Origin of the sequence: Sphingomonas sp., assembly GCF_964263785.1 — a bacterium.
Lineage (GTDB): Bacteria > Pseudomonadota > Alphaproteobacteria > Sphingomonadales > Sphingomonadaceae > Sphingomonas.
Map to the genome: position 1 here is coordinate 14,807 of NZ_CAXVWL010000120.1, position 25,049 is coordinate 39,855.

Consider the following 25,049-nt stretch of genomic DNA (forward strand, 5'->3'; position numbering starts at 1 on the left):
CAGATGCCGCCTGCAGCAAAGCGAATGTCATGAAGATCCGCAATTCCCTGAAGTCCCTCAAGGATCGCCACCGCGACAATCGCGTGATCCGCCGCCGCGGTCGCACTTACGTGATCAACAAGACGAACCGCCGCTTCAAGGCGCGCCAAGGCTGATCCAGCCTCGGCCTATGGCCGTCGTCTTTGACGTCGGCCGCGTTCTCTACGATTGGGACCCGCGGTTCCTCTACGAGCGCATCATCCCGGCGGGTGAGGTGCTCGACGCGTTCCTGCGCGACGTCGTGACGCACGATTGGCATTTTCAGCACGATGCGGGGCGCGATTTTGCGGAGACCTCCGCCGAGCTGATCGCGCTGCACCCCCATCACGCCGAGCTGATCGCCGCCTGGGGTCCGCGCTTCCTCGAAAGCATCGGCGATCCGGTGTCGGGCATGCACGCGATCGTCGCCGAGCTCGACGAACGCGGCGTGCCGCTGTTCGCGATCACCAACTTCAGCCATGAATTCTGGCCGCCCTTCCGCGCACGCGAGGCCGCATTGTTCAACCGCTTCCGCGACGTGGTCGTATCGGGCGAAGAGAAATTGGTGAAACCGGACGCCGCTATCTACATCCGCGCACTCGCCCGCTTCGGTTTGCGCCCCGAGGAAGCGGTGTTCGTCGACGACAATGCGGCGAACGTGGCAGGAGCGGCAGCGGCCGGGATGACGGCGCTGTACTTTACCGACGCGCCGACATTTCGGGGCGAACTCGTCGCACTGGGCTTGCTGAACTAGCGTCACCCGTGTACACCGCGTACACGTATCGGAGACGTGCCATGGAAATGTCGGTCCGCGAAGCCCGCGCACAATTCGCACATGCGCTGTCAGCAGCCGAGCGCGGCGAGCGAGTCACCATCACCAAGAACGGCAAGGCGGTGGCGGAGCTTGGACCTCCGAGCCCGGCTGTTGCCGATCCGGAGGAAGACTTCTGGACCCGGGTTGAGCGAACACGCCGTGAGCTTGGGCTGGACAAATATGACGGACCGCCACTCGACGAAGCATGGCGTCAGGAATTCGACGATCCTGCATGGACGCGCGAACTGTTCGGTCCCGAATATTTTGATGACGAACCCGACACCGGCACCCGATGAAGCTGCTGCTCGATACGCATTACCTGATCTGGTTCGTCAATGACACGGCGATGATGACGCAACCGGAGCGGCTTGCCATCGCCGGTGCGTCCCTGGTTCACGTATCAGCTGCGTCGCTCTGGGAAATCCGGATCAAGTGGCAGACGCGGAACCGGCACGGGGAACGGAAAGGTACGCTCGCGCCCTCCGCAGCGCTGTCGTTCATCGAGGCCAACAACTTCCGGCTGGTTCCCCTGGTGGGCGAAGACAGTCTGTTCGCCCTCGATCCGCCGATCGACCACCGCGATCCGTTCGACGAAATGTTGCTGGTCCACACGGGCCGGATCGGCGGCAGATTGCTTACGCGCGACCAGAAGCTGCGCAATCACCCGTTGGCGTTGTCCGCATAGCCTTTCAGCTCGTCGCCGACGATCCGCACCACGTGCACGACGTTGGTCGAACCCGGCGTCTTGAACGGCACCCCCGCCATCACGACCACGCGGTCGCCCGCCTGGGCCAGCCCGTGGCGCAGCGCCATCCGCTTCGACTTGGCGACCATGTCCTCGAACGACGCGACGTCCTTGGTATGGACCGCATGCGTCCCCCACAGCAGCCCGAGCCGCCGCGCCGTCTCCAGCTTGGGCGTCAGCACCAGGATCGGCACGCCCGGCCGCTCGCGTGCGATCCGCCTCGCGGTCGATCCCGACGAGGTGAAGCAGATGATCGCGACCGCGGATACGGTGTGCGCGATGTTCTTGGCCGCTTCGCAGATCGCATCGCCGGTCGTCGGATCGGGCTTGGTCACGGTGAAGTGGATGCGGTCGCCATGCATCGGGTCGCCTTCGACCGACACCCCGATCGCGTTCATCATCGCCACCGATTCGACCGGCCACGCGCCCGCGGCGCTCTCCGCCGACAGCATGATCGCGTCCGCGCCGTCGTAGATCGCGGTGGCGACGTCGGACACTTCGGCGCGGGTGGGGGAGGGGGAGACGATCATCGATTCGAGCATCTGCGTCGCGACCACCACCGGCCGCCCCAGCCGCCGCGAGACTTCGACGATCCGCTTCTGCAGCGGCGGCACCGCTTGCGGGGGCAGCTCGACGCCCAGGTCGCCGCGCGCGACCATCACCCCGTCGCACGCCTCGACGATCTCCTCCAGCCGGTCGATCGCGGCGGGTTTCTCGATCTTGGCAAGCAGCGCGGCCTTGCCGCCGATCAGCTTGCGCGCCTCCGCCAAATCTTCCGGCCGCTGGACGAAGGACAGTGCGATCCAGTCGACCCCCTGCTCGACCGCGAAGGCGAGGTCGCTGATGTCCTTCGGCGTAAGCGCCGCCATCGGCAGCACCACGTCGGGGACGTTCAGCCCCTTGTTGTTGCTTAAAGGTCCCCCGACCTCGACAATCGTCTCGATCCGCTCGGCGCCATGATCGGAGACGCGCAACACCAGCTTGCCGTCGTCGAGCAGCAGCCGCGCGCCGGGCTCGATCGCCGCGAAGATCTCCTTGTGCGGCAATTCCACGCGGGTCGCGTCGCCCGGCTCGGTCGAGCGGTCGAGGACGAAGGCGCTCCCCGTCACCAACTCGGTCTTGCCGCCCGCGAACGCACCGACGCGCAGCTTGGGGCCCTGCAGATCGGCCAGGATCGTCGAGGGTCGCCCGAACTGCTTCTCCAGCGCGCGGATCGCGCGGATCACCGCAACTTTCGATGCCTGATCGCCGTGGCTCATGTTGACGCGAAACGCATCGGCGCCCGCGCGGAACAGCGTCGCGATCATCTCGGGGGTGTTGCTCGCGGGGCCGAGCGTGGCGAGCACGCGCACCTTGCGCGCCCGCGGACCGATAGCCTTGATCATTGCGGTGTCCTCGCCGACTGGGTGGGGCCGATTGTGTGGGCTCGTGTAGAGCCTATCTCCCGTCGATCAACCAGAAGGCATATCCATGGATCCGCTCGACACCCTCGATGACGCAACCGCTGCGGCCGCGTTCCGCCGCCTGGTGCTCCATCTGCGTCACCGCGACGACGCGCAGAACGTCGACTTGATGGGGCTGGCGGGGTTCTGCCGCAATTGCCTTTCGGACTGGACCGCCGAGGCGGGCGGGCTCGACAAGGACGCTGCGCGCGAGGCGATCTACGGCATGCCCTACGCGCGGTGGAAGGCCGAGCACCAGAGCGAGGCGACGCCCGAGCAACTCGCGCGCATGGCCGAGAGCGTGAAGCGCAACGCTTGACCTGAGCCCCGTTCGCTTCGACGATGCGCGAAACGAACCGGGGATGGATACATGATCAGGACCGTCATCGCAGCGCTCGCGCTGAGCGTCGCCATGCCCGCGACGGCGCAGACGGCCGCGCCGCAAGCCGCGTCGCAGGTGACGTACATCCAGGCAGGCGCGCTGCTCGACCAGCCGGGCAAGCCGCCGCGCGGGCCGAGCACGATCGTCGTGCGCGATGGCAAGGTCGCCGAAATCCGCGACGGTTTCGTCGCGCCCGAGGCCGGCGCCGCGCTGGTCGACCTGAAATCCCAATTCGTCCTGCCCGGCCTCATCGACATGCACGTCCACCTCTGGGGGATCGGCGGCGATCCGATGCGTGCGCGGCTGGTGGAGGCGACCAACGACGAGGCCGACGACATGATGCAGGCGATCGTCAACGCCCGCGTGACGCTGGACGCGGGCTTCACCACCGTGCGCGACCTCGGCGGCGATCCGCGCGGCATCCGGGCGCTGCGCGACGGCATCGCGCGCGGGGACGTCGAGGGGCCGACGATCGTGAATGCGGGGCGCATGATCTCGGTCACCGGTGGCCACGGCGACGGCACCAACGGCCTGGCCGAGGAATTCGCCGATGCGGTCCATGCGCATCAGATCAACACCTGCGACGGGCCGGACGATTGCCGCCGCGCGGTGCGCGCGCAGATCGGTCTCGGCGCCCAGGTCATCAAGTTCGCGGCGACCGGGGGCGTGCTGTCGAACGTGAGCGGGGGGCTGGGCCGCGCGATGACGCCCGAGGAGATGAAGGCGATCGTCGACACCGCGCACGGCTTCGGCCGCAAGGTCGCCGCGCACAGCCACGCCGCCGAGGGCACCAAGGCGGCGCTGGAGGCGGGGGTCGATTCGATCGAGCACGGCACCTTCCTCGACAACGAGACGATCCGGCTGTTCAAGGCCAAGGGTGCCTATCTGGTGCCGACGATGATCGCGCCGGTCACCGCACTCGCGCAGGCGCGCAGTGGCGTGCTGCCGCCCGCAACCATTCCCAAGGCCGAAGCCGCGGCGGCGGCGGCGATGGCCAGCCACCGCCGGGCGATCGCGGCGGGCGTGAAGATCGCGTTCGGCACCGACACCGGCGTGTCGAAGCACGGCGACAACGCGCGCGAGTTCGCGCTGATGGTCAACGCAGGGATGACGCCCGCGCAGGCGATCCGCGCCGCCACCGCCGCCGCCGCCGATCTGCTCGGCCGCGACGACATCGGCACGCTCCAGCCCGGCACGGTGGCGGACATCATCGCGGTGCGCGGCTCGCCGCTCGACGACGTGCGGCGGCTGGAGCATGTCGATTTCGTCATGCACCGCGGGGTGATCGCGCACCGCCCGGCGCAATAGGCTTGAGCGCGCCGCGCCCCCGGCCTAGACGCGCCGCCGCACCCCTACAGGGTTGATCGGCCGCTCCCCGTGCGAATCGCCGCGCGGGACAGGGCAGCGTTTTACAGGGATTTTAAGCATGGCCGAGGAACGGCAAGAAGGCATGGGCGGCGGCAAGGTCGCAGCGGACGAACTGCGCCTGCTGATCGAGCGCGCCGAGCGCCTGGAGGAAGAGAAGAAGGGTATTTCGGACGACATCAAGGACGTCTTCGCCGAGGCCAAGGGTCGCGGGTATGACGGAAAGGCCATGAAGAAAATCATGGCAATCAGGAAAAAGAAGAAGGAAGAGTACCAGGAAGAGGAAGCTATTCTCGAAGTTTATATGCAGGCTTTGGGTATGGTCTGATACCCTTGTAGAAATGCTTAATCATCATCGCGCGATTGTATCTCGCGGTAAGCGGCAAGCGTAGCTTCGTCACCTGCTACCAAGTCGCCAACGACGTCACGCATATCTGCCACTTAGGACCCGAAAGCGCTTACGACGATGGCCATCGAACGTTCGGTGGATCGTAGCGTTCAGTCGAACGCGGACTTGAATATAGTCATGTCGTCTTATGATACAGCGAGGTCTCCTTTTAGACTTGGGATGTGTAATGCGGTGGCGGACCTCCAGGGACGACTTGAGGTCGGACCAGCCGCGATCGCTGAAATCGATGGAGAGCGAGGGGGCGATCAGGCGGGCCTGTCTGATCGCCAACCTGATGATCGTCGGTAGAGTGACGTACCGGACCTGTTCAATGATCGCACCGCGCTCCGACACGTTGAAGGTGCGTTCACGTCGTGCAAGGTCCGCAAACGGAGTTAGTACGTCCATCGTTTTGGCAACGGACCGGACATGCTCCCGATAAAGCCACACCGATCCTTCGATGGCCGCAAATGTCGTGCGGATCATGTCACGGCGGTGCGCGGGCGAGTCATCGGCTCCTCCGCGTGCACCAGCCGTCAGTACGTCTTCGATCAACGTGCGGAGGAACGTTGCGCGCAGTTCGGAGTCGATCTGCTCCAATGTGATATCTGCACTCATAAACCTATACTGACTCCGCCACCCCCGTCGTCCATCCCAGCCGCGGAATCGTGATCGACCGTTTTCCCGACATATCGGTACGGGTGACGATCAGGTCGCGGGTTTCCATATACGCCATCAGACGCCGCACGCGCCCCAGCGAGCTGGTGCCGTAGGTCTCCGCCAGCGCCGTGTCCGACGGGCAGGGCGCGCCGTCCCGCGCCGCGCGCGCGACCAGCAGGAAGGCGCCGAGCATATCGTCGGGCAGGTCGCCCGCGAGGCGCAGCGCCTCGTCCCACGCCGGATCGGCGATGTCGAACACGCCGCCGCGCGCCGCCGACAGCCGCCGTGCGAAGGTGGACAGATCGAGCGGCGGTCGCGCCAGCCCCGCCATCCGGCAGCGCACCTGGAAATCCTGGAACAGCACCGATGCCGGGCGCAGCACCGATTCGCGATCCTCGACGATGGCGCGCATCACCCCCGCGAGCAGCGCATCGACCTCTTCGGGCGCACGCTCGGGCTCGGCCGTGCGCACCGGCGCGGGGCGTGACAGGTCGGCGATCAGCTCGTCCGCCGGCACCCGCCGCGGGCGCGCGTCGAACGCCATCGGCAGCTGCGGCGCGTCCTCCACCTCGGGCTCGGCGAAGACCAGTCCGGCTAGGTCCGCCGCAGCAGCGCTCGGCAACGGCGTCAGCTTCGGCGATCCGGACCGTGCGGACGTGTCCACCGCCCCGATCCTGACCGACACCGGCCTACGCGACACCGCCGGGCCCAGTGCCAGAAAATGCCCGCGGGGCAGATCGCGGATCGCCTCTGCCTGCCGCCGCTCCATGCCGAGCAGGTCGGCGGCGCGCGCCATATCGATGTCGAGGAACGTGCGTCCCATCAGGAAATTGGACGCTTCCGCCGCAACGTTCTTGGCCAGCTTGGCCAGCCGCTGGGTCGCGATGACGCCTGCCAGCCCGCGCTTGCGCCCGCGGCACATCAGGTTGGTCATCGCCGACAGGCTCGCGCGCCGCACCTCCTCCGACACCTCGCCGCCGGCTGCCGGCGCGAACAATTGCGCCTCGTCGACCACCACCAATGCGGGATACCAATGCTCGCGCGGCGCATCGAACAGCGCCGACAGGAACGCCGCGGCACAGCGCATCTGTCCTTCGGCCTCCAGCCCTTCCAGGCTCAGCACCGCCGACGCGCGGTGCTCGCGCAGCCGCGCGGCGAGGCGCGCGACCTCGCGCTCGCTATAGTCCGGCGCTTCGATCACGACATGACCGTAGGCGGGGCCGAGGGTCACGAAATCGCCCTCGGGATCGATCACGATCTGCTGCACCTGACCCGCCGAGCGTTCGAGCAGCCGGCGCAGCAAATGCGACTTTCCCGACCCCGAATTGCCCTGCACCAGCAGACGGGTCGCGAGCAGTTCCTCGAGGTCGATGGGAACGGGCGTACCGCGCTCGTCGGTCCCCATATCTACGCTGACGGTCATCGGGCGCCGTGTGGCCGATAGCGGGTCGGCGGCGCAAGGTCTGATCGGGGGCGCCTGCGTGCAGGCGGAAGGCTTGATGCGACGGGCGCGACCGGCCTAAGAGCCTTGGCATCCCCGCACAGAGGCATCAATGGCTGGCCATTCCAAATACAAGAACATCATGCATCGCAAGGGTGCGCAGGACAAGAAGCGCTCGAACGCGTTCTCCAAGCTCAGCCGCGAGATCACCGTCGCGGCCAAGATGGGCCTGCCCGACCCTGACATGAACCCCCGGCTGCGTGCCGCAGTCAACGCCGCCAAGGCGCAGTCGTTGCCCAAGGACAATATCCAGCGCTCGATCGACAAGGCGTCGCGCGGCGATGCCGAGACCTATGAGGAAATCCGCTACGAAGGCTTCGGCCCCGGCGGCGTCAGCCTCATCATCGAGGCGCTGACCGACAACCGCAACCGCACCGCCACCAACGTGCGCACCGCGGTGGCAAAGAACGGCGGCAATCTGGGCGCGAGCGGATCGGTCAGCCATGCCTTCGACCGGGTCGGCCTGATCAGCTACCCCACCAAGGCCGGCGATGCCGAGGCGGTGTTCGAGGCGGCGCTGGAAGCGGGCGCGGAGGACGTGACGTCGAGCGAGGACGGCCACGAAATCTGGACCGCGGTCGGCGACCTCCACGAAGTGACCAAGGCGCTCGAACCGGTGCTGGGCGAGGCGGAGGGTGCCAAGCTGGCATGGCGTCCCCAGGTGATGGTCGCGGTCGAGGAGGGCGATGCGGGCACGCTGTTCAAGCTGATCGACGCACTCGATGATGACGATGACGTCCAGACCGTGTGGGGAAATTACGAGGTGTCCGATGCGGTGATGGAGAAATTGGGGTGAGTCGTAACGCCCTCTCCCTTTGGGAGAGGGAAGGGGCCCGCGCCGAAGGCGTGGGAAGGGTGAGGGTGACCCCATCACTAGCAATCACCCTCACCCTTCCGCCGCTTCGCGGCTCCCTCCCTCTCCCGGTGGGAGAGGGACAGTGATCGTCCTCGGCCTCGACCCCGGCCTTGGGATCACCGGCTGGGGCGTCATTCGTGCCGAGGGCAACCGCTTGCAGCACATCGCCAACGGTCGGCTGAAGACCGACAGCGCCGCCCCGCTCGCCAGCCGCCTCGCCCACCTCGACACGATGCTTGCCGCCATCCTCGCCGATCACGGCCCCCAAGCCGCTGCGGTGGAGGAAGTGTTCGTCAACACCAACCCGCAATCGACGTTGAAGCTCGCCCACGCCCGCGGTGTCGCGCTGCTCGCGGTCTCGCGCGTCGGCATCGACCCCGGCGAATACGCCGCACGCCTCGTCAAGAAAGCGGTGGTCGGCACGGGCACCGCCGAGAAAACGCAGGTTCACGCGATGGTCGCGCGCTTGCTGCCGGGCGTAAAGATCGCCGGCGCGGACGCCGCCGACGCGCTGGCGGTGGCGATCTGCCACGCGCACCATCTGGCGAGCGCACGGGCGCGGGGCTGATTTACCCTTTCCTACACGGGCCCTTCTCCCTTACCGTTCCAAGTGTGCGCTTCCCCCCGACTTTCTCCATCGCCAGCCGGAACGCCGATGCCGGCGAAAACACGCATTGGCTTCACCTTAGCCTCACCTTCCGCGCCGCAACACCGCCCGTGCGCGGCGGCGGGTTGCCATGATCGCGCACCTGAAAGGCCGTCTCGATTCGACCGGCGTCGACCATGCGGTAATCGACGTCGGCGGCATCGGCTATCTCGTCGGCGCCTCGTCGCGCACGCTGGCAGCGCTCGGCGCGGTGGGCGAGTCGGCGATGCTCCATACCGAGATGCTCGTCGCCGAGGATTCGATCCGCCTCGTCGGCTTCGCCCACGCCGCCGAGCGCGACTGGTTCCGCCTGCTGACCGGCGTGCAAGGCGTCGGCGCGCGCGTCGCGCTCGCCATCCTGTCGACGCTGGAGCCCGCCGATCTCTCCCGCGCGGTCGCGAGCGGCGACAAGGCTATGGTTACCCGCGCCAACGGCGTCGGGCCCAAGCTGGCGGCGCGCATCGTGCTGGAACTGAAGGACCGGGTCGGCGGCATCGCGCTTCCCGCGGCGGCAGGCGGACTCCCGGCACCGTCGGGGGCTGGATCGGACGCGGTCTCCGCCCTCCTCAATCTCGGTTTTCGCCCCGCCGAGGCAAGCGCGGCCGTGGCATCGGCGGAGGAGGAGCTCGGCGCTGCGGCAACGCTTGATGCGCTCGTGCGGCTGGCACTCCGCAAAGCGGCGAAGTAGAATGGCGAGCGCGGCGAAACGGAGCGAAGGCGAGATGGTCGACATGGGAACGCTGGTGGGTACGTTCCGCCGCTTCGGGCTGGTCGGACCGCCGTACGAAGTGCTCGGTCCCGTCGCGCCTGCTGCAGGAGCGGAACCGAGAATGCGCATTCGGCTGCTCGAAACAGGCGAAGAAACCGATTATGCGCTTGCACAGCTCCTGCTCGATCCAAGCGAGGATTGATGTTCGCGATCGGCTTCGACTTGATCGTTCGGCAAACTGAGGCCAACCATCCGAATAGCGTCAGCCAGGCCTATGCCGACATCGGCGCGGCGTTGAACCATTACGGCTTCGATCGCGTGCAGGGTAGTGTCTATGTCTCGCGGTCGGATAGCCTCGTCAACGTCACGCAGGCGATGAACGCGCTCAAGGCGCTGCCTTGGTTTCCGACCTGCGTCCGCGATGTCCGCGCGTTCAAGGTCGAGCATTGGAGCGACTTCACCGATTTCATGAAGAGCTGATTGCATGGCGACGTTGCTGAACATGACTCGCGATCAATGGGCTGGTCGTGCGATGCTCATGGCTTTCCTGTTTCTATGGATCGAGATGGCCTTTTTTGCCCGCAATCTGAATTTGACGAACCTATCCCTTCTGATCTTGCCAGCCGTTCTGATGGCTGTCCCGACATGGGCGGGTGCGACAATGGGCGCGCGGGCGGGCTCGTCGATCACTCGGGGGGTAGCAGCCGTCGCGGCGTCGATCGTTTTCATCCTATCTGCCAAGGCGGCTTACGATATCATCACGTCAGAATCTTCGACGGCGGGGATCGCATTCTTTTTCTGGCCGATCATCGCAGCCGCGGTGCTTGGCCTAGTGGTCGCAGTCGCGGCGGCGCTCGCTTGGCTTTTGGAACGGCGTTCTCGCGATTGACCGACGACCGCATCCTCACCCCCGCGCGCAAGCCCGAGGACGTCGACGCCGCGCTGCGGCCCAAGACGCTCGACGAGTTCGTCGGGCAGAAGGCCGCGCGCGAGAATCTGCGTATCTTCGTCGCCGCTGCCAAGGCGCGCGGGGAGGCGCTCGATCATGTGCTGCTGTTCGGCCCGCCGGGGCTGGGCAAGACCACCTTGGCGCAGATCGTCGCGCGCGAGATGGGAGTCGGCTTCCGCGCCACCTCCGGCCCGGTCATCGCCAAGTCCGGCGATCTCGCCGCGCTGCTCACCAACCTCGAGGACGGCGACGTCCTGTTCATCGACGAGATCCACCGCCTCCAGCCCGCGGTCGAGGAAATCCTCTATCCCGCGATGGAGGACCGTGCGCTCGACCTGATGATCGGCGAGGGGCCGTCGGCGCGCTCGGTGCGGATCGACCTGCCGCGCTTCACGCTCGTCGGCGCGACCACCCGGCAGGGGCTGCTGACGACCCCGCTCAGGGACCGCTTCGGCATTCCGGTGCGCCTGCAATTCTACACCGTCGACGAACTCGAACGCGTGGTTACCCGCGCTGCCGGGCTGCTCGGCCTGGCGATCGCGCCCGACGGCGCGGTGGAGGTCGCGCGGCGCGCTCGCGGCACCCCCCGCATCGCCGGCCGCCTGCTGCGCCGCGTGCGCGATTTCGCGGATGTCGCGGGCGAGCCTGTCGTCGACAGGAAGGTCGCCGACGCCGCGCTCCTGCGCCTGGAGGTCGATGCGCTTGGGCTCGATGCGATGGACCGCCGCTACCTGACGATGATCGCCGACATCTACCGCGGCGGACCGGTCGGTGTGGAGACGCTGGCGGCGGGTCTTAGCGAGCCGCGCGACACGATCGAGGAAGTGATCGAACCCTATCTGATCCAGCTCGGCCTCGTCGCCCGCACGGCGCGAGGGCGATGCCTGAACGCGGGCGGGTGGAAGCATCTCGGCCTGAACCCGCCGACGGGGGCGCAGGACGGGCTGTTCGACGCCGCGCCGAACACGTGACCGCCCCATCCGCCCGCATCGTGCCGCTGGCCTATGCCGACGAAGTTCTGGCCACGCTCGACTTCCCCGAACGCCCGCTGATCGTGACGCGCGGTCTGGGCTCCGGCCTGGCGTACCGCCGCGGCGACCCGCCCGGCACGATCTGGGCGGTCGGCGACCGCGGCCCCAATCTGAAGGTTCCGTTCGCGATTTCGCGCTACGGCATCCGTCACCTCCGCCGCTTCGCCGATGTCGAAGGCGCCAAGGTGATGCCGTGCTTGGGCATCGGCCCGGCGATGTCGGAGCTTCGCGTCGAGGCCGACCGCGTGGTCTGCGTCCGTACCATTCCGTTGCGCAACCGCGACGGCAGCCCGGTGTCGGGCGTTCCCATCCCCGGTGGCTTCAGCGAACCCGCGATCGACGGTCACGGTCACCGCATCGCGCCCGATCCGGGCGGTGCGGACAGCGAAGGCATTGCGGCGGCATCGGACGGGACGTTCTGGATCGCCGACGAATATGGTCCGTCGCTCCTCCATGTCGCGGCCGACGGGATGGTGTTGGCGCGCTGGGTTCCCGAGGGGTGCGGTCACTGGTTCCGGGATGCGGGTTATCCGATCGTCGAGGCCTTGCCGGCGATCGCAACCCAGCGGCAACTCAACCGGGGGTTCGAGGCCCTGACGCTGTCGGCGGACGAGGCGTCGCTCTATCTGGCGTTCCAGAGCCCCCTCGCGCATCCCGACGAGAAGGCGTACCGGCATGGGCGACACGTCCGCGTCTGGCAGCTCGATCTCGCGAGCCGGTCGGTGATCGCGCAATATCTCTATCCGCTCGACGATTCCGACACCTTCCTGCGCGATTGTGCGCTCGGAAAGATGCACCGGTCGGACGTCAAGGTGAGCGAGATGCTGGCGCTCGACGACGAGCGCCTGGCGGTGCTGGAACGCGGTTCGGCGACGACCAAGCTCTACGTCGTCGGGCCGGACCCCGCGAACCTCATCGACCCTGCGCATCTCGACATTGCGACGGCACCGACCCTGGAGCAGCGCAGTGGCGGGCACGATCTGGGCAAGCACATCCGGCCGCTGGCCAAGACGCTGCTCCTGTCGTCGGACGACCACCCGGAGCTGGGCGCCGACCTGGAGGGACTGGCGGCGATCGGACCCACGTCGCTGCTGATCGTCAACGACAACGACTTCGGCGTCGCGGGCGTCGCCACCCGCTTCTGGCGCATAGAGCTGGACGCATGGCCCTCCGGCGGGTGATCGCTCAGGCGTCGATCGTTGCAGGCTGCGGCAAGCGGCCAAGCTCCTCGGCGAACCAACGGCAGGTCTGTTCGAGCCCGTCCTCGATCGACACGACCGGCGTCCAGCCCAGCCGCTCCTGCGCGCGCGAGATGTCGGGACGGCGGCGGCGCGGATCGTCCTGGGGCAGGGGGCGGTAGACGATGCGGTTGCCCGTGCCCGTCATTGCGACGACCCGTTCGGCCAGTTCCTGAACCGTCAGCTCGATCGGGTTCCCCAGATTGACCGGCTCGCTGCCGTCGATGTCCGATTCCATCAGCCGGATCAGCGCCTCGACCATGTCGGAGACGTAGCAGAAGCTGCGCGTCTGGCTGCCGTCGCCATAGATGGTGATGTCGCGGCCCGACAGCGCCTGGCAGATCAGGTTCGACACGACGCGGCCGTCGTCGCAGTGCATCTGCGGGCCATAGGTGTTGAAGATGCGCGCGACCCGCACCTCGGCACGGTTCAGGCGGACATAGTCGAACGCCAGCGCTTCGGCCGCGCGCTTGCCTTCGTCGTAGCAGGCGCGGGGCCCCGTGCAGCTGACCCAGCCGCGATACCCCTCGACCTGCGGATGGATCTCGGGATCGCCGTAAACCTCGCTCGTCGAGGTCAGCAGGAAGCGTGCGCCCGCCTTTTCGGCCAGGCGAAGCAGATGGTGGGTGCCGACGACGTTGGTCAGCATCGTATGCTCGGGATCGGCCTGATATTGCGGCGGCGACGCGGCGCAGGCGCAATTGTAGATGCGGGTGATCCGGTGCGCCTGTTCTGTCACCGCCTCGGGAAGCGGCGCGACGATATCGCCCTCGACGAAGGTGAAGCCTGGACGATCCTCCAGCAGCCGCAGATTCGATGGGCGTGCGGTCTGCAGGTTGTCGAGGCACAGCACAGCGTTGCCTTCGCGCAGCAGCCGGTCGCACAGATGCGAGCCGATGAAGCCCGCGCCGCCGGCCACCAGGATCAGATCGGGTTCGGATCGCGCCATGGTCTTCTCTCCCTGGCCGCTCAAGCGGCGCTCTTGCGTTCGGCGGCGGCGCAGGCCTCCGCCAGATGGTGTTCCAGTTCGCCCGCCCGGATAGCGGCGGTGTGTTCGGCGAGAACACGTTGCTGCGCCGCCCTGCCCAGGGCGCTCGCGTCTGCGCCTTCGAGCGCGGCGATCACCTGTTCGGGGCTTGTCGCCAGGATGATCTCGCGGCCGGGAGCGAACAGGCGGTCGAGCCCTTCCCACACGTCCGACACGATCGGCGTCGCACAGGCTGCGGCCTCGAACAGCCGCACTGACGGCGACCAGCCCGCGGCGATCATGTCGGCGCGGGTGACGTTCAGCGTGAAGCGCGAGGCGGAGTAGAAGGCGGCGTGCTCGGCGGGGGGCAGATGCTCGATCCGCTCGACGTTGGCGGGCCAGTCGATGTCGCCGGGATATTGCGGCCCCGCGACGACGAAGCGGCGGTCCGGCAGTGCGCGGGCGGGTTCGATCAGCAGGCGTTCGAGCGTGGGCTGGCGATCCGGGCTGTAGGTGCCCAGATAAGAGAGGTCCCAGCGCTTGGCGGCGCCGGTCGGGGCGTAGAGCGCCGGATCGACCGAACAGTAGAGCGCGCGCGCCGCAGGGCTGCGGTACGTGCGCTCGATCAGGTCGAGGGTGGGGCCGCCGGTGAACGACAGGTACACGTCGTAGCCGGGGATGACCTCGGGGCTCAGATATTCGAAGTCGCCGCGTGCGAGTTTTGCCAGCGTGACCGGCGTGTCGATGTCGTAGAAGGCGGTGGTGCCGCCCGCGACCTCCTGGACGAAATGCGCGACCGCGACGCCTTCGGGGACGTAGGATCCGACGATCACCGCGTCGGCTTCGGCGATCTCGGGGGTGAAGCGCGCGAGGTCGTCGAGGTCGTCGTAGAAGCAGAGCCGGCAGAAATCGGGATCGGCGAGGTCGCGCTGGTCGCGGTACCAGGCGACGTCGCGTTCGAGGAACAGGATGTCGTGGCCGCGGGCGGCAAACGCCTTGAGCAACGCGCGGAAGGTAGTGGCATGGCCGTTGCCCCAGGCGGACGACAGGCTGAGCCCCAGGACGACGAGCCTCATGCCGCCTCCCTCGCGCGGGCGGCGTGCTCGCGGAAGAGGACGTCGACCTGCGCGCCGCGCAGCGCATAGGTGTGTTCGGCGAGCACGCGGGCGAGTGCGGCTTGGCCGATCGCCTTCGCGCGCGCAGGGGTGAGTGCGGCCATGTGGTCGACGACGTCCTGGCCGTCGCGAGCGACGAGGACCTCGGTGTCGGGCCGCAGGAACTGTTCGATGCCTTCCCATGCGTCGGTGATCAGGCACGCCGCGGCGCCTGCGGCCTCGAACACGCGGGTCGCCGGCGAGAAGCCGATGTGCGCCATCGAATCGCGCGCGACGTTCAGCACCGCCTTGGGGGTGCAGTTGAAGGCGTTGTGCTCGGCGGTATAGACGTGGCCGCGGTGGCGGACGTTGGCGGGCATGGCCTTCGACTCCCAGCCGTTGCCGCCGATCAGGAACTGGCGCTCCGGCAGCGATGCCGCGGGTTTCAGGAAAAACTTCTCCACGCGAGCCTCGCGGTCGGGAAGGCGGTTGCCGAGGAAGGCGAGGTCGCAGGCGAAACGATCGTCGGGGGCGACGGGGAAGTGCGTCGATGGGTCGAGCGCGTTGTAGATGGGGACGCACCGCGTGGCGCCGAACGCGTGATAGGCGTCGATTACCGGCGGGCCGCCGCCGTAGGTGAGGACCATGTCGAGGTCCGGCAGTGCCGCGAGCACCGGGTGCGACGGGTCGGCGCGCATCTCGTCGAGGGTAGCGGCGGCGTCGACGTCCCAGAACACTTTCAGTGCATGGGGCGCGGCGTGCGCGATGGCGCCTTCGAGCAGCTCCTTGTCGAACACGCCGACGCCGTTGGCCTTGACGACGATGTCGGCGGCGCCGGCTTTGGCGATGACGCCGCGCATCGCGGCTTCTGTGGCGGGGTAGACGACGACGCGGGCCCATTCGGGTGGGTCGATGTCGCGATGGAGCTGGCGGTCGAAGGCATCGGGCTCGTAGAAGGTGATGTCGTAACCGCGGCCTGCAAGATCGCGCAGGATGCCGCGGTAATAGGTGGCGGCGCCGTTCCAGTAGGAGGACAGCAGGCTGGAGCCGTAGAAGGCCATCTTCATGATGCAGTTTCCGCTAGTTCGTCACCCCAACGCAAGCCGGGGTCTTTCCGTGATGAAGCGGTGCCCGCTTCATCGGGAGGTCCCAGCCTTCGCTGGGATGACGTGATTTGGCTAAGGATCGCCAGCAACTCGTCGGCACGGTGGGAGCAAGTGTGGCGGGTGCGGATGGTCTCGAGGCCCGAAGCGACGAGAGCCGCGCGGAGGTCGCGATCCTCTCTTACGTCGCGCAGACAGGCGGTCGTCGCTTTGCCGTCCGATGCGTCGAGATAGTCACGACCCGGCCTGAATAAATGTTCGTTGTCATCCCACGGAGCGCTGACGAGTGGTATTCCGCAAGCGAGCGCTTCGAAGACGCGGATTGTCGGGATGCCGGGCAGGATCGTGGCGTAATAGCGCCGGGGGACGTGGACCGTTGCTAAGTGCCGGGCGAAGATTTGCGGCGCGGTCGCGTTGGGCGCCCAGCCGCGATAGCGCGCGCCGTGCTTCGCCAGCATCGCCTTGGCTTCGTCGGGGTAGCGGACACCGTAGATGTCGAGCGGCAGCCCGGCGGCCTGAGCGGGCGCGAACAGGAAGCCTTCGAGCTCGGCAGTGCGCTCGCCGTCCCCCCAATTGCCGATCCAGACCAGGCCTTCACGCTCGCCTTCGGCCGCGGGCGGGTGGAACAGGCGAGTGTCGGCGGCCTCGTGCCAGGTCCAGACCCGGTCGCGCCAGCCCCAGCCGCGGTAGACCTCGGACAGCGTCTCGCCGAACGCGAGGATGCCGTCGTAGGCGGAGAGGTCGAACGCCTGCATCTCTTCGGGCGCGCTGACCGCGCGGTGGTGGGTGTCGTGGAACAGCAATGTGAAGCGGGCCCCGCGCGCGCGCAGCTTTCCCACCTCGGCGACGAGCGCGGGCTCGTTCCATTCGTGGACGATGACAAGGTCCGCGTCCTCGACCAAGGCGTCGACCGGCTCGGCGGGGTCGTAGGCTACCGGCGACAGCTCGGGGTAGCTTTCTCGGAACGGCGCGAGCCCCGCGTCGCCGCCGTCGGCGAGGAGGTTGGCGAGGCTCCAGTTTCCTGCGGGCTCGCACGCCTGGACGTCGTGGCCCTTGGCGATCAGCTCGCGCAGCACGCCGCGCAGGAAATGCGCGTTGCCGTGGTTCCAGCAGGAGAGCAGCGAATGGGTAAAGTAGACGATTCTCATGCGGCGGCCTGCCGCGGTGCGCCGATGAGCCCGGCGTAGATCGACGCCATCGCGCTCGCCATCGCGGTGGGGGTGTAGCGCTGCGCCCGGATACGGGCCGCTTCGCCGAGATGCGCGCGCAGGGCGGCATCGCCGAGGATGCGCTCGATCGCGGCGGCGTAGGCGGCATCGTCCTGCTCCTCGACGATCAGCGCCGCGCCGGTCCACAATTCGCGGAAGGTGTCGATGCCGGACAGCACCAGCGGGCAGCCCGCCTGCGCGGCCTCCAGCACCGCCAGCCCGAACGGCTCGAAGCGTGCCGCCGAGACGAAGACCGGGCGGCCTGCCAGTTCGCGCGCCATCGCGGGGGCGTCGAGCTGACCAAGGCGGTGCAGATGGTCGAGCTGCAGGCGTTCGCCGTGCGGGCCCTCGGCGCTGCCCGCGGCGCGGAAGGGAACGCTGAGCCGGGCGGCGGTGCGATCGAGCAGCGCGGTCGCCTTGACCTCGTCCCACAAGCGCCCGGCGGTGAACGCGTGTGCTACCGGTTCGGCATCGGCGTCAGTCGGTTGAGACTGGCTGATTTCCCGTTCGCCCTGAGCGAAGTCGAAGGGCAGGTGGCTTGGCGATGTGCTTCGACTTCGCTCAGCACGAACGGAGGGAGGTGGATCGGCATCGTGGGGCCGTGCGATGAATGGCGCGCGGCCGTTGTGGACCGCCAGCGGGACCGCCGGGAGCGTGTAGTAGCGCGCGACAGTTTCGGCGTAGCTCTGGCTGGGCGCGACCACTGCGTCGGCGGCAAGCAGCCCGGCGCGGACCAGCGCGTCCTGCCAGGCATAGGCGGGATCGGGGCGGGTACCGCGAGCGGCTTCCCACCAGGTGCCGACGCAGCCGTGCGCGACCGCGACGACCGGCACGCCGAAGCGTGCGCGTGCGCCAAGCGACGGCATGTTGAGCTGGACGAGGTCGACGCGCTCGCGTGCCGCCAATGCGGCGATCGCATCGCCTGCCGCCAGAACCTTGTCGGGGCCGTCGCTGAGCCAGTCGAGCGGCAGGCCGGTTTCGATAAGCGTTACGCCCGCCCCATCGCGCCGCTGCGCTGCGGTGAGGGATGGACCCAGCAACGCTACGATTGCCTCGACGCCCATCGGCCGGAGCGCTGCCACGAGGTCGAGCGTATATTGCCAGACGCCGCCGACCGCATCTGCGGTGATGAGGATGCGCATCAGGCGGCCGCGACGGATCGGCGCTGGCCGATCGGCAGGTTGAGGCGGCGCTCGCTCGCCAGCCAGCGCGCGAGTTCGGCGACGCCGTCGCGCCAGTCGATCCTGGGGGCGAGCCCGAGTGCGGCCTCTGCTGCGCGCGTGTCGGCGACGAAATAGCGTTGGTCGCCCGCGCGCCAGTCCGCATAGGTCACGTCGACGTCGCGGCCGGTGAGGTCGGCGATGTGGGCGAGGAGCTGGCGCAGGCTGATCGCGTTGGCGGGGCCGCCGCCGAGATTGAACGCGCGGCCCTTGACCGTGTCGATGCGAGCCCAAGCGCGGACATAGGCGTCGACCGCGTCCGAGACGTCGAGGATGTCGCGGACCTGGTGGCCGTCGCCGTAGAGCGTGATCGGCTTGCCTTCGAGCGCGCGGATGAGGAAGTGCGCGACCCAGCCCTGGTCCTCGGTCCCCATCTGGCGGCGGCCGTAGATGCAGCTCATCCTGAGCACCGCGGTGGGCACGCCGAAGCTGCGCGCGTAGTCGAGGACGTATTGGTCCGCGGCGCCCTTGGAGCAGCCGTAAGGGGTGTGGAAATCGAGCGGGCGCGCTTCGCCGACGCCGTGTGCGCGGATGCCGGGGTCGGTCGGGACGTAGGCGTCTCCTTGGAGGTCGAAGGAGAGATCGGCGAGGTCGCCATAGACCTTGTTAGTGGACGCGAAAATCAGCGGCGTGGCGTCACCCCGCTTGCGCAGCGCCTCCAGCAGGTTGAGCGTGCCGGCGATGTTGATCGTGAAATCGGCGGCCGGATCGACCATGCTGGTGGTGACAGCAACCTGCGCGGCCAGGTGGAACACGGCTTGCACGTGCGCCGCCGCCTCGCCCAGGCGCGCGTCGTCGCGGATGTCGGCGTGGATGAAGTCGATCCGGTCGCCGTGGTTCTCCTGGAGCCAGGCGAGGTTGCGTTCGGTGCCGGGGCGGCTGAGCGCGTCGTAGATGCGGACGCGGTGGCCTTCGCCCGCGAGGCGATCGGCGAGGTTGGCGCCGATGAAGCCGGCGCCGCCGGTGATGAGGATGGTCAACGTCGTTCCTCCCCGGAATGGGGAGGGGGACCGTCGGCGAAGCCGATGGTGGAGGGGCAGCCACAAGCGACTGTCCTGCTGGGCTGCCCCTCCACCAGCCTGCGGCTGGTCCCCCTCCCCGTTCCGGGGAGTAATGAGAAGAAGCCCCTCACGCCACCAGGCCCCGGGCGTCGAGTTCCGCGCGCATCTGTTCGACCTTGTCGGTCGCGGTCTGTTCGCCGACCCAGTCGGCCAGCGCCGCCAGGCCTTCGCCGAAGTCCTGCTGCGCGCGGAAATCCAGACGCTCGGCGGCGAGCGTCGTGTCGCAGAAGCAGTGGCGGATGTCGCCGATGCGGGCCTTGCCGACGATGATCGGGGTCAGATCGTTCTTGCCCATCGCGCGCGCCAATTCGGTCGCGACCTCGGTCACCGAGCGGTCGTGGCCCGATCCGATGTTGAAGGTGCCCCCGACCGCACGCGGGTCGACCAGCGCATCGGCGAAGGCGCGCGCGACGTCCGACACATGGACGAAGTCGCGGCGCTGCTCGCCATCCTCGAAGATCATCGGCTGCTGGCCATTGAGCAGGCGCGAGGCGAAGATCGCCAGCACGCCGGTGTAGGGATTGGAGAGCGCCTGGCCGGGGCCGTAGACGTTGAACAGCCGCAGGCACACGCCCTCGATCCCATAGGGCGCGGCCATGATGTGGGTGGTGCGCTCCTGAACGTATTTGTTGAGCGCGTAGATCGACGACAGATTGGGGCGCTTCCACTCAGGGGTGGCGACCGGCGACAGCGGGCGGCCCTGCGCGTCGACGGGTTCCCAATTGCTCAGGCCGTCACGCAGGCCCTTGCGCTCGGCATCCTCCACGCTCGCGCCATCGGCGTCGCGGTACAGGCCTTCGCCGTAGATCGACATCGACGAGGCGGTGACGACGCGGCGGACGGGGTTGTCGATCAAGGCCTCGAACAGCACCGCGGTGCCGACGTCGTTGGTCGAGGTGTAGCGTTCGACCTCGTACATCGACTGGCCCACGCCGACCTCTGCGGCGAGGTGGATCACGCTGTCGACGCCCTTGAGCGCACCCGCGACCGCGGCTTTGTCACGTACGTCGGCTCGGATCAGATCGGCGTCGGGCGACAGCATCTTCGATCCGTCGACTTCGCCGTGGACCTGGGGGATCAGGCTGTCGAGGACGCGCACCCGGTTGCCGCGCGCGAGCAGCTCGGCGGCGACGAAGCGGCCGATGAAGCCGGCGCCGCCGGTGATCAGAACGGTTTCGCTCATGCTCGCGACTTGACCCATGTTGGTGCATGCGCGGCACCGATAGTGCTCGAAGGTGTCATTGGTCGTCCGCCCCCTGGTCGTCGTCGGCTGTCGTCACGGCTGCGTAACCGGCCTTCTTCATCTTTGTTCCTCTCTATGGCATCAGGAACATAGAAGCTGCAAGCGGTGTTGTGGCGGCGCAATTTTGAGGCTTGAGCGACGCGTGGCGACTGACTTCCTTCTGATCCGGCATGCCGCGCATGTCCATCTCGACCGCCTGCTGTCGGGCCGGCTCGACGGCGTGCCGCTAAGCGCGGCCGGTCGCGATCAGGCGGCGCGGCTGGGAGCAAGGCTGGCGCGCGAGCGGGTCGACCGGGCGATGTGCAGCCCGCTCGAGCGGACGCGCGAGACCGCCGACGCCATCGCCGCCGCGTGCGGATTGCGCGCCGAGCCCGTCGCGGCGCTCGTCGAGATCGACATGGGCGAATGGACTGGGCGGGCGATGGCGGAGCTGGACGGTGATCCCGCATGGGACGCGTGGAACGCCCGTCGCGGCACCGCGCGCATTCCCGGTGGCGAGACGATGCGGCAAGCGCAGGCGCGGATCGTCGGCGCGCTGGGCGACGTGGCGCGTGAGGCGGACGGGCAGACGGTGGCGGTGGTCAGCCATTCCGACATGATCCGTGCCGCGGTGGCGCATGTGCTGGGGCTGTCGCTCGACCATCTGCTGCGCTTCGATATCGCGCCGGCATCGGTGACGCGGGTCGTGTGGGGAGACTGGGGCGCGCGGCTGGTGACGCTGAACGTGGCGTGCGCGTGACCCGTCAGTTGCGGGTCGGCGCCGCCTCGATCGCGTCGAGGACGCGTTCGGGCTGCACGTCGCGCTCGATCTCGCCGATGTCCGCGGCGTCGATATCGACGTCGAGCTTGCGCGCGATGCCGGCGACCAACGTGGTCAGCCGCGACAGTTCGTGTTCGGTGAGCAGATTGATGTGGAGGTCGAGGTCGGCGCGGCGATCCGCGACCGCGGCCATGCGATTCTGGCTGATGAGGACGAAGGTGGAGAGGAAGATCGCTTCCACCGACGCGATCATCGCCAGCATCACGAAGCTCGGATCGAACGGCTTTGCGATCGGCAGCCAGCCGAGATTGACGAGGATCCAGCCGCCAAAGACAATGAGGTGCAGCACGACGAACGGCATCGATCCAGCGAAGGCGGTGATCGCGTCGGACACCCGCTCGCTGACCGGCGCGGCGGCGGCGGTCTGGCGCCGGCGCGCGGCGAGCCGCTCGATATTGTCCTCGAGCGTGCGGGTCATGCCCGGCGGGGGCTGGTCGGCGGCTGCCATCACCCGCTAAGCCGGATTTTTGACGAAAGGTTCCTTGCTTGACCGAGACGATGCAGGCCGCGGTGCTGAACGGCCCCGCGGCGATGGCGGTGACGCAGGTCGCGCGACCCGAGCCGGGTGCGGGCGAGGTGCGCGTGCGGCTGGAGGGATGCGGCGTGTGCGCGTCCAACGTAGAGCCCTACGAAGGGCAGCCGTGGTCGACCTTTCCCGGCGACGCGGGCGGGCTGGGGCACGAGGGCTGGGGCGTGATCGACGCGGTCGGCGACGGGGTGACCGGGGTAATGATCGGCGACAGGGTCGCGACGCTCGCCGGGCGGAGTTTTGCCGAATACGACATCGCCGCGGCCGATGCGGTGGCCGTGCTGCCGCCCGAGATGGCGGGCAAGCCGTTTCCAGGCGAGCCGCTGGGGTGCGCGATGAACATCTTTCGCCGCGCCGACATCCACGCCGGGCAGACTGTCGCGATCGTCGGCATCGGCTTCCTGGGCGCGGTGCTGACCCGGCTCGCGACCGACGCGGGGGCGCAGGTGATCGCGATCTCGCGGCGCCAATCGTCGCTCGACCTGGCGCGCGCGTTCGGGGCGGCCGAGACGATCGTGATGGACGACCACTACCGGATCATCGAAGACGTCAAGGCGATCACCGGCGAAGGATTGTGCGAGCGGGTGATCGAGGCGGTCGGCAAGCAATGGCCGCTCGATCTGGCGGGCGAGCTGGTCGGCTATGGCGGCAAGCTGATCGTCGCGGGCTATCACCAGGACGGGCCGCGGCAGGTGAGCATGCAGATGTGGAACTGGAAGGGGATCGACGTGATCAACGCGCACGAGCGCGATCCCGCGGTGAACATGCGGGGGTTGCGCGAGGCGGTGGACGCGGTGGCGAGCGGGCGGATCGACCCGGCGCCGCTCTATACCCACCGTTATCCGCTCGCGCGGGTGGCCGAGGCGATCGAGGCGACGCGCGACAAGCCCGATGGGTTCGTGAAGGCGCTGGTGACGTATGAATAAGCCGCGGGTCGCCTTCCTGGGGACGGGGTGGATCGGCCGCCACCGGATGGAGGCGATGCTGGCGACCGGCGTGGTCGAGGCGGTTGCGATCGGCGATCCTTCGGCAGAGACGGCGGCGCAGGCGCACGCGCTCGCGCCAGACGCCACTTTGGTCGCATCGCTCGACGACATGCTGGCGCTCAAGCCCGACGGGGTGGTGATCGCGACGCCGAGTGCGCTCCACACCGCGCAGTCGATCCGGGCGCTGGAGGCGGGGGCGGCGGTGTTCTGCCAGAAACCGCTCGGGCGATCGGCCGACGAGGCCGCCGCGGTGGTCGCTGCGGCACGAGGCGCGGACCGGCTGCTGTCGGTCGATTTCTCCTACCGCTTCACCGCGGGGATGGCGCGGATCGCCGAACTGGTGCGCGGGCGAGCGCTCGGCCACATCCATGCGGTCGATCTGGTGTTCCACAACGCCTACGGGCCCGACAAGCCGTGGTTCTACGACCGGGCGCAGTCGGGCGGCGGGTGCGTGATGGACCTGGGCGTGCATCTGGTCGACCTGGCGCTGTGGACGCTCGGTTTTCCCGAGGTGGTGGACGTGACGTCGAACCTTTTTGCAGGGGGGCAGCCGCTTGCGGGCGACCAGGTCGAGGATTTCGCGCTGGCGACGATCACGCTGGCGAACGGCACCGCGATCCGGCTGACCTGTTCGTGGCGTGCCAGCGTCGGTCGTGACGCGGAGATTTCGGCGAGCTTTTTCGGCGATGCGGGCGGCGCTGCGCTGCGCAACGTCGACGGATCGTTCTACGACTTCCGCGCCGAGCATCATCGCGGAACCGGCTCCGAGGTGCTGGTGTCGCCCCCTGACGATTGGGGCGGGCGTGCCGCGATCGACTGGGCCCGACGGCTCGCCGCGGGGGAGCGGTTCGACGCGGGGTGCGAGCACCTGGTCACCGTCGCGCGGGTGCTCGACCGCATCTACGCAAGCTGACCGCCGCGACATACCAGGGTGGTTGGTAGCGGCTCACCATCTATTGTCGTTGCGGGTGTGCAACGGTGGGACACAATTTCGCCACCGAGTGGTTGAGCGGGCCGAACTGCAAGGTCAGCCATGCCCAACGATCGCGTCATTCCGATTATCGAAGAACAGGCGCACGTCACCAAGCGTAGTGCAGAGACCGAGCGCGTCTCCGTGCGGACGTCGCCCGTCGTCGAGGATGTGCTGATCCGCGAAATGCTCAATCACGAGCATGTCGAGGTGACCCGCGTCGCCGTCGATCGCGAGGTCGATGCGGCGCCGGCGATCCGCACCGAGGGCGACGTGACGATCGTTCCCGTGTTCGAGGAGCGGCTGGTCGTCGAGAAGCGGCTGTTCGTGGTCGAGGAGCTGCACCTGCGGCGCACCACGCGCACCGAGCAGGTCGAATTGCCGACGACGCTGCGCCGCATGCACGTCGAGGTGACGCGTGAAGATCTGAATCCACAGGAGGAACATTGATGGCCGATCCCAACGACACCAGGCCCGACGGCGCCCCCCATCACATCCACATCGAGAAGAAGGACAAGGGGTTCAACTGGCTGCCCTGGCTGCTGCTCGCGCTCGGGCTGCTCGCGTTGCTCTTTGCGCTCAGCCGCTGCAATCGCAACGATAGTGCCGCGGTCGTGCCGGTCGCCGCCAACACCTCGGACGCGGTCGTCGCGGAAACTCCGAACGCGCCCAAGGCCGACGCGCTGGCCGGTACCGCTGGTCTGGGCACGTACCTGGCCGGCAACGAGCCCGCACCGCGAACGTTCGTGTTCGAAAAGCTCAACTTCGACACCGCCAAGAGCGAGGTTCGTGCCGCGGATGCCGCCGAGGTCGACCAGGTGGCCGGTGTGCTGAAGCAATATGGCACCGCCAAGATCCGCATCGCCGGCTATGCCGACGCGCGCGGGACCGACGCCGCCAACATGGCGCTCGGCAAGGCGCGCGCCGATTCCATCAAGGCGGCGCTCGTCGCCAAGGGCATCGACGGTAGCCGGATCGAGACCACGACGGGCGGTGAAACCGACCCTGTCGACACGAATTCGACCGCCGGCGGCCGCTTCGAGAACCGCCGCACCGAGCTCGTCGTCACCGCACGTTAATCAAACCACAACCCGCAGGAGAAGA

The 25,049-nt window shown here is 68.0% G+C and carries 31 protein-coding genes; 20 read left to right on the forward strand and 11 right to left on the reverse strand.

Annotated elements, in window-relative coordinates; genetic code table 11:
• The first annotated feature begins 29 nt into the window (after window positions 1-29).
• Genes ykgO through ACE5C1_RS15515 form a run of 4 tightly spaced genes read left to right on the forward strand, consistent with a single transcriptional unit; the run spans window position 30 to window position 1,517 of the window.
• A complete protein-coding gene (ykgO, locus tag ACE5C1_RS15500; RefSeq protein ID WP_003046794.1) occupies window positions 30-155 on the forward strand; it encodes a type B 50S ribosomal protein L36 in 126 nt (41 codons plus the stop codon).
• 14 nt (window positions 156-169) lie between these two features.
• Window positions 170-772, forward strand: coding sequence for an HAD-IA family hydrolase (locus tag ACE5C1_RS15505; RefSeq protein WP_374944972.1), 603 nt, complete (start codon window positions 170-172; stop codon window positions 770-772).
• Window positions 773-813: 41 nt separating this feature from the next.
• Window positions 814-1,128 carry a type II toxin-antitoxin system Phd/YefM family antitoxin gene (locus ACE5C1_RS15510; protein WP_374944973.1) on the forward strand — a complete coding sequence of 105 codons (315 nt, stop codon included), beginning with the start codon at window positions 814-816 and terminating at the stop codon, window positions 1,126-1,128.
• Window positions 1,125-1,517, forward strand: coding sequence for a type II toxin-antitoxin system VapC family toxin (locus ACE5C1_RS15515; RefSeq protein WP_374944974.1), 393 nt, complete (start codon window positions 1,125-1,127; stop codon window positions 1,515-1,517). Before ACE5C1_RS15510 ends, ACE5C1_RS15515 begins: the two co-directional genes overlap by 4 nt.
• On the opposite strand, the gene pyk is transcribed toward ACE5C1_RS15515, so the two are convergent.
• Complete coding sequence (gene pyk / locus ACE5C1_RS15520; RefSeq protein WP_374944975.1) at window positions 1,493-2,962, reverse strand: pyruvate kinase; 1,470 nt, start codon at window positions 2,960-2,962, stop codon at window positions 1,493-1,495. The genes ACE5C1_RS15515 and pyk overlap by 25 nt on opposite strands.
• Before the next feature lie 85 nt (window positions 2,963-3,047).
• Between pyk and ACE5C1_RS15525 the strand changes: the two genes are divergently transcribed.
• The 3 genes from ACE5C1_RS15525 to ACE5C1_RS15535 all read left to right on the forward strand — a co-directional run bounded on the left by ACE5C1_RS15525 (window position 3,048) and on the right by ACE5C1_RS15535 (window position 5,094).
• The gene (locus ACE5C1_RS15525) at window positions 3,048-3,338 is read left to right on the forward strand and encodes a DUF1244 domain-containing protein (protein WP_374944976.1); all 291 of its coding nucleotides are present in this window, start codon (window positions 3,048-3,050) and stop codon (window positions 3,336-3,338) included.
• A 51-nt stretch (window positions 3,339-3,389) separates the two neighbouring features.
• On the forward strand, window positions 3,390-4,709 hold the full coding sequence (locus ACE5C1_RS15530) for an amidohydrolase family protein (protein ID WP_374944977.1): 1,320 nt from the start codon (window positions 3,390-3,392) through the stop codon (window positions 4,707-4,709).
• A 118-nt stretch (window positions 4,710-4,827) separates the two neighbouring features.
• Window positions 4,828-5,094 carry a DUF2312 domain-containing protein gene (locus ACE5C1_RS15535; RefSeq protein WP_374944978.1) on the forward strand — a complete coding sequence of 89 codons (267 nt, stop codon included), beginning with the start codon at window positions 4,828-4,830 and terminating at the stop codon, window positions 5,092-5,094.
• A 96-nt stretch (window positions 5,095-5,190) separates the two neighbouring features.
• Here ACE5C1_RS15535 and ACE5C1_RS15540 read toward each other — a convergent pair whose 3' ends face one another.
• Complete coding sequence (locus ACE5C1_RS15540) at window positions 5,191-5,772, reverse strand: hypothetical protein (RefSeq protein ID WP_374944979.1); 582 nt, start codon at window positions 5,770-5,772, stop codon at window positions 5,191-5,193.
• Window positions 5,773-5,776: 4 nt separating this feature from the next.
• Window positions 5,777-7,237, reverse strand: a complete 1,461-nt coding sequence (locus tag ACE5C1_RS15545; RefSeq protein ID WP_374944980.1) for an ATP-binding protein — start codon at window positions 7,235-7,237, stop codon at window positions 5,777-5,779.
• A gap of 130 nt (window positions 7,238-7,367) precedes the next feature.
• Here ACE5C1_RS15545 and ACE5C1_RS15550 point away from each other — a divergent pair, with 130 nt between their 5' ends.
• From ACE5C1_RS15550 to ACE5C1_RS15585, 8 genes are all read left to right on the forward strand, one after another.
• Entirely contained in the window at window positions 7,368-8,111 is a 744-nt protein-coding gene (locus tag ACE5C1_RS15550) for a YebC/PmpR family DNA-binding transcriptional regulator (protein WP_374944981.1), read from the forward strand.
• Window positions 8,112-8,253: 142 nt separating this feature from the next.
• Window positions 8,254-8,739, forward strand: a complete 486-nt coding sequence (gene ruvC / locus ACE5C1_RS15555; RefSeq protein WP_374944982.1) for a crossover junction endodeoxyribonuclease RuvC — start codon at window positions 8,254-8,256, stop codon at window positions 8,737-8,739.
• Window positions 8,740-8,908: 169 nt separating this feature from the next.
• On the forward strand, window positions 8,909-9,505 hold the full coding sequence (gene ruvA, locus ACE5C1_RS15560) for a Holliday junction branch migration protein RuvA (RefSeq protein ID WP_374944983.1): 597 nt from the start codon (window positions 8,909-8,911) through the stop codon (window positions 9,503-9,505).
• A gap of 1 nt (window position 9,506) precedes the next feature.
• On the forward strand, window positions 9,507-9,728 hold the full coding sequence (locus ACE5C1_RS15565) for a DUF5397 family protein (RefSeq protein WP_374944984.1): 222 nt from the start codon (window positions 9,507-9,509) through the stop codon (window positions 9,726-9,728).
• On the forward strand, window positions 9,728-10,006 hold the full coding sequence (locus ACE5C1_RS15570) for a virulence factor (protein WP_374944985.1): 279 nt from the start codon (window positions 9,728-9,730) through the stop codon (window positions 10,004-10,006). Before ACE5C1_RS15565 ends, ACE5C1_RS15570 begins: the two co-directional genes overlap by 1 nt.
• A gap of 4 nt (window positions 10,007-10,010) precedes the next feature.
• Window positions 10,011-10,415: a hypothetical protein gene (locus ACE5C1_RS15575; RefSeq protein WP_374944986.1), complete on the forward strand. Its 405-nt coding sequence runs from the start codon at window positions 10,011-10,013 to the stop codon at window positions 10,413-10,415.
• Window positions 10,412-11,446 carry a Holliday junction branch migration DNA helicase RuvB gene (gene ruvB / locus ACE5C1_RS15580; protein WP_374944987.1) on the forward strand — a complete coding sequence of 345 codons (1,035 nt, stop codon included), beginning with the start codon at window positions 10,412-10,414 and terminating at the stop codon, window positions 11,444-11,446. Before ACE5C1_RS15575 ends, ruvB begins: the two co-directional genes overlap by 4 nt.
• Entirely contained in the window at window positions 11,443-12,687 is a 1,245-nt protein-coding gene (locus tag ACE5C1_RS15585) for an esterase-like activity of phytase family protein (protein ID WP_374944988.1), read from the forward strand. The genes ruvB and ACE5C1_RS15585 overlap by 4 nt, the downstream gene beginning before the upstream one ends.
• Before the next feature lie 4 nt (window positions 12,688-12,691).
• Here ACE5C1_RS15585 and ACE5C1_RS15590 read toward each other — a convergent pair whose 3' ends face one another.
• From ACE5C1_RS15590 to ACE5C1_RS15620, 7 genes are all read right to left on the reverse strand, one after another.
• Complete coding sequence (locus ACE5C1_RS15590; RefSeq protein WP_374944989.1) at window positions 12,692-13,693, reverse strand: UDP-glucuronic acid decarboxylase family protein; 1,002 nt, start codon at window positions 13,691-13,693, stop codon at window positions 12,692-12,694.
• A 20-nt stretch (window positions 13,694-13,713) separates the two neighbouring features.
• Window positions 13,714-14,787, reverse strand: coding sequence for a glycosyltransferase (locus tag ACE5C1_RS15595; protein ID WP_374944990.1), 1,074 nt, complete (start codon window positions 14,785-14,787; stop codon window positions 13,714-13,716).
• Window positions 14,784-15,872 (reverse strand): glycosyltransferase, encoded by a 1,089-nt coding sequence (locus ACE5C1_RS15600; protein ID WP_374944991.1) that lies wholly within the window; start codon window positions 15,870-15,872, stop codon window positions 14,784-14,786. Before ACE5C1_RS15600 ends, ACE5C1_RS15595 begins: the two co-directional genes overlap by 4 nt.
• A complete protein-coding gene (locus tag ACE5C1_RS15605; RefSeq protein WP_374944992.1) occupies window positions 15,869-17,056 on the reverse strand; it encodes a glycosyltransferase in 1,188 nt (395 codons plus the stop codon). Before ACE5C1_RS15605 ends, ACE5C1_RS15600 begins: the two co-directional genes overlap by 4 nt.
• The gene (locus ACE5C1_RS15610; protein WP_374944993.1) at window positions 17,053-18,258 is read right to left on the reverse strand and encodes a glycosyltransferase family 4 protein; all 1,206 of its coding nucleotides are present in this window, start codon (window positions 18,256-18,258) and stop codon (window positions 17,053-17,055) included. The genes ACE5C1_RS15605 and ACE5C1_RS15610 overlap by 4 nt, the downstream gene beginning before the upstream one ends.
• On the reverse strand, window positions 18,258-19,316 hold the full coding sequence (locus ACE5C1_RS15615) for an SDR family NAD(P)-dependent oxidoreductase (RefSeq protein ID WP_374944994.1): 1,059 nt from the start codon (window positions 19,314-19,316) through the stop codon (window positions 18,258-18,260). The genes ACE5C1_RS15610 and ACE5C1_RS15615 overlap by 1 nt, the downstream gene beginning before the upstream one ends.
• 148 nt (window positions 19,317-19,464) lie before the next feature.
• Entirely contained in the window at window positions 19,465-20,580 is a 1,116-nt protein-coding gene (locus ACE5C1_RS15620; RefSeq protein WP_374944995.1) for an NAD-dependent epimerase/dehydratase family protein, read from the reverse strand.
• 202 nt (window positions 20,581-20,782) lie between these two features.
• On the opposite strand from ACE5C1_RS15620, the gene ACE5C1_RS15625 reads away from it, so the two are divergent.
• Entirely contained in the window at window positions 20,783-21,379 is a 597-nt protein-coding gene (locus ACE5C1_RS15625; protein ID WP_374944996.1) for a histidine phosphatase family protein, read from the forward strand.
• Between the two features lie 4 nt (window positions 21,380-21,383).
• On the opposite strand, the gene ACE5C1_RS15630 is transcribed toward ACE5C1_RS15625, so the two are convergent.
• Window positions 21,384-21,878, reverse strand: coding sequence for a DUF1003 domain-containing protein (locus ACE5C1_RS15630; RefSeq protein ID WP_374944997.1), 495 nt, complete (start codon window positions 21,876-21,878; stop codon window positions 21,384-21,386).
• Window positions 21,879-21,946: 68 nt separating this feature from the next.
• On the opposite strand from ACE5C1_RS15630, the gene ACE5C1_RS15635 reads away from it, so the two are divergent.
• The 4 genes from ACE5C1_RS15635 to ACE5C1_RS15650 all read left to right on the forward strand — a co-directional run bounded on the left by ACE5C1_RS15635 (window position 21,947) and on the right by ACE5C1_RS15650 (window position 25,024).
• Complete coding sequence (locus ACE5C1_RS15635; protein WP_374944998.1) at window positions 21,947-22,915, forward strand: zinc-binding dehydrogenase; 969 nt, start codon at window positions 21,947-21,949, stop codon at window positions 22,913-22,915.
• Window positions 22,908-23,888: a Gfo/Idh/MocA family protein gene (locus ACE5C1_RS15640; RefSeq protein WP_374944999.1), complete on the forward strand. Its 981-nt coding sequence runs from the start codon at window positions 22,908-22,910 to the stop codon at window positions 23,886-23,888. The genes ACE5C1_RS15635 and ACE5C1_RS15640 overlap by 8 nt, the downstream gene beginning before the upstream one ends.
• A gap of 120 nt (window positions 23,889-24,008) precedes the next feature.
• The gene (locus ACE5C1_RS15645) at window positions 24,009-24,395 is read left to right on the forward strand and encodes a YsnF/AvaK domain-containing protein (protein ID WP_374945000.1); all 387 of its coding nucleotides are present in this window, start codon (window positions 24,009-24,011) and stop codon (window positions 24,393-24,395) included.
• Window positions 24,395-25,024, forward strand: a complete 630-nt coding sequence (locus ACE5C1_RS15650) for an OmpA family protein (RefSeq protein ID WP_374945001.1) — start codon at window positions 24,395-24,397, stop codon at window positions 25,022-25,024. Before ACE5C1_RS15645 ends, ACE5C1_RS15650 begins: the two co-directional genes overlap by 1 nt.
• Window positions 25,025-25,049 lie beyond the last annotated feature (25 nt).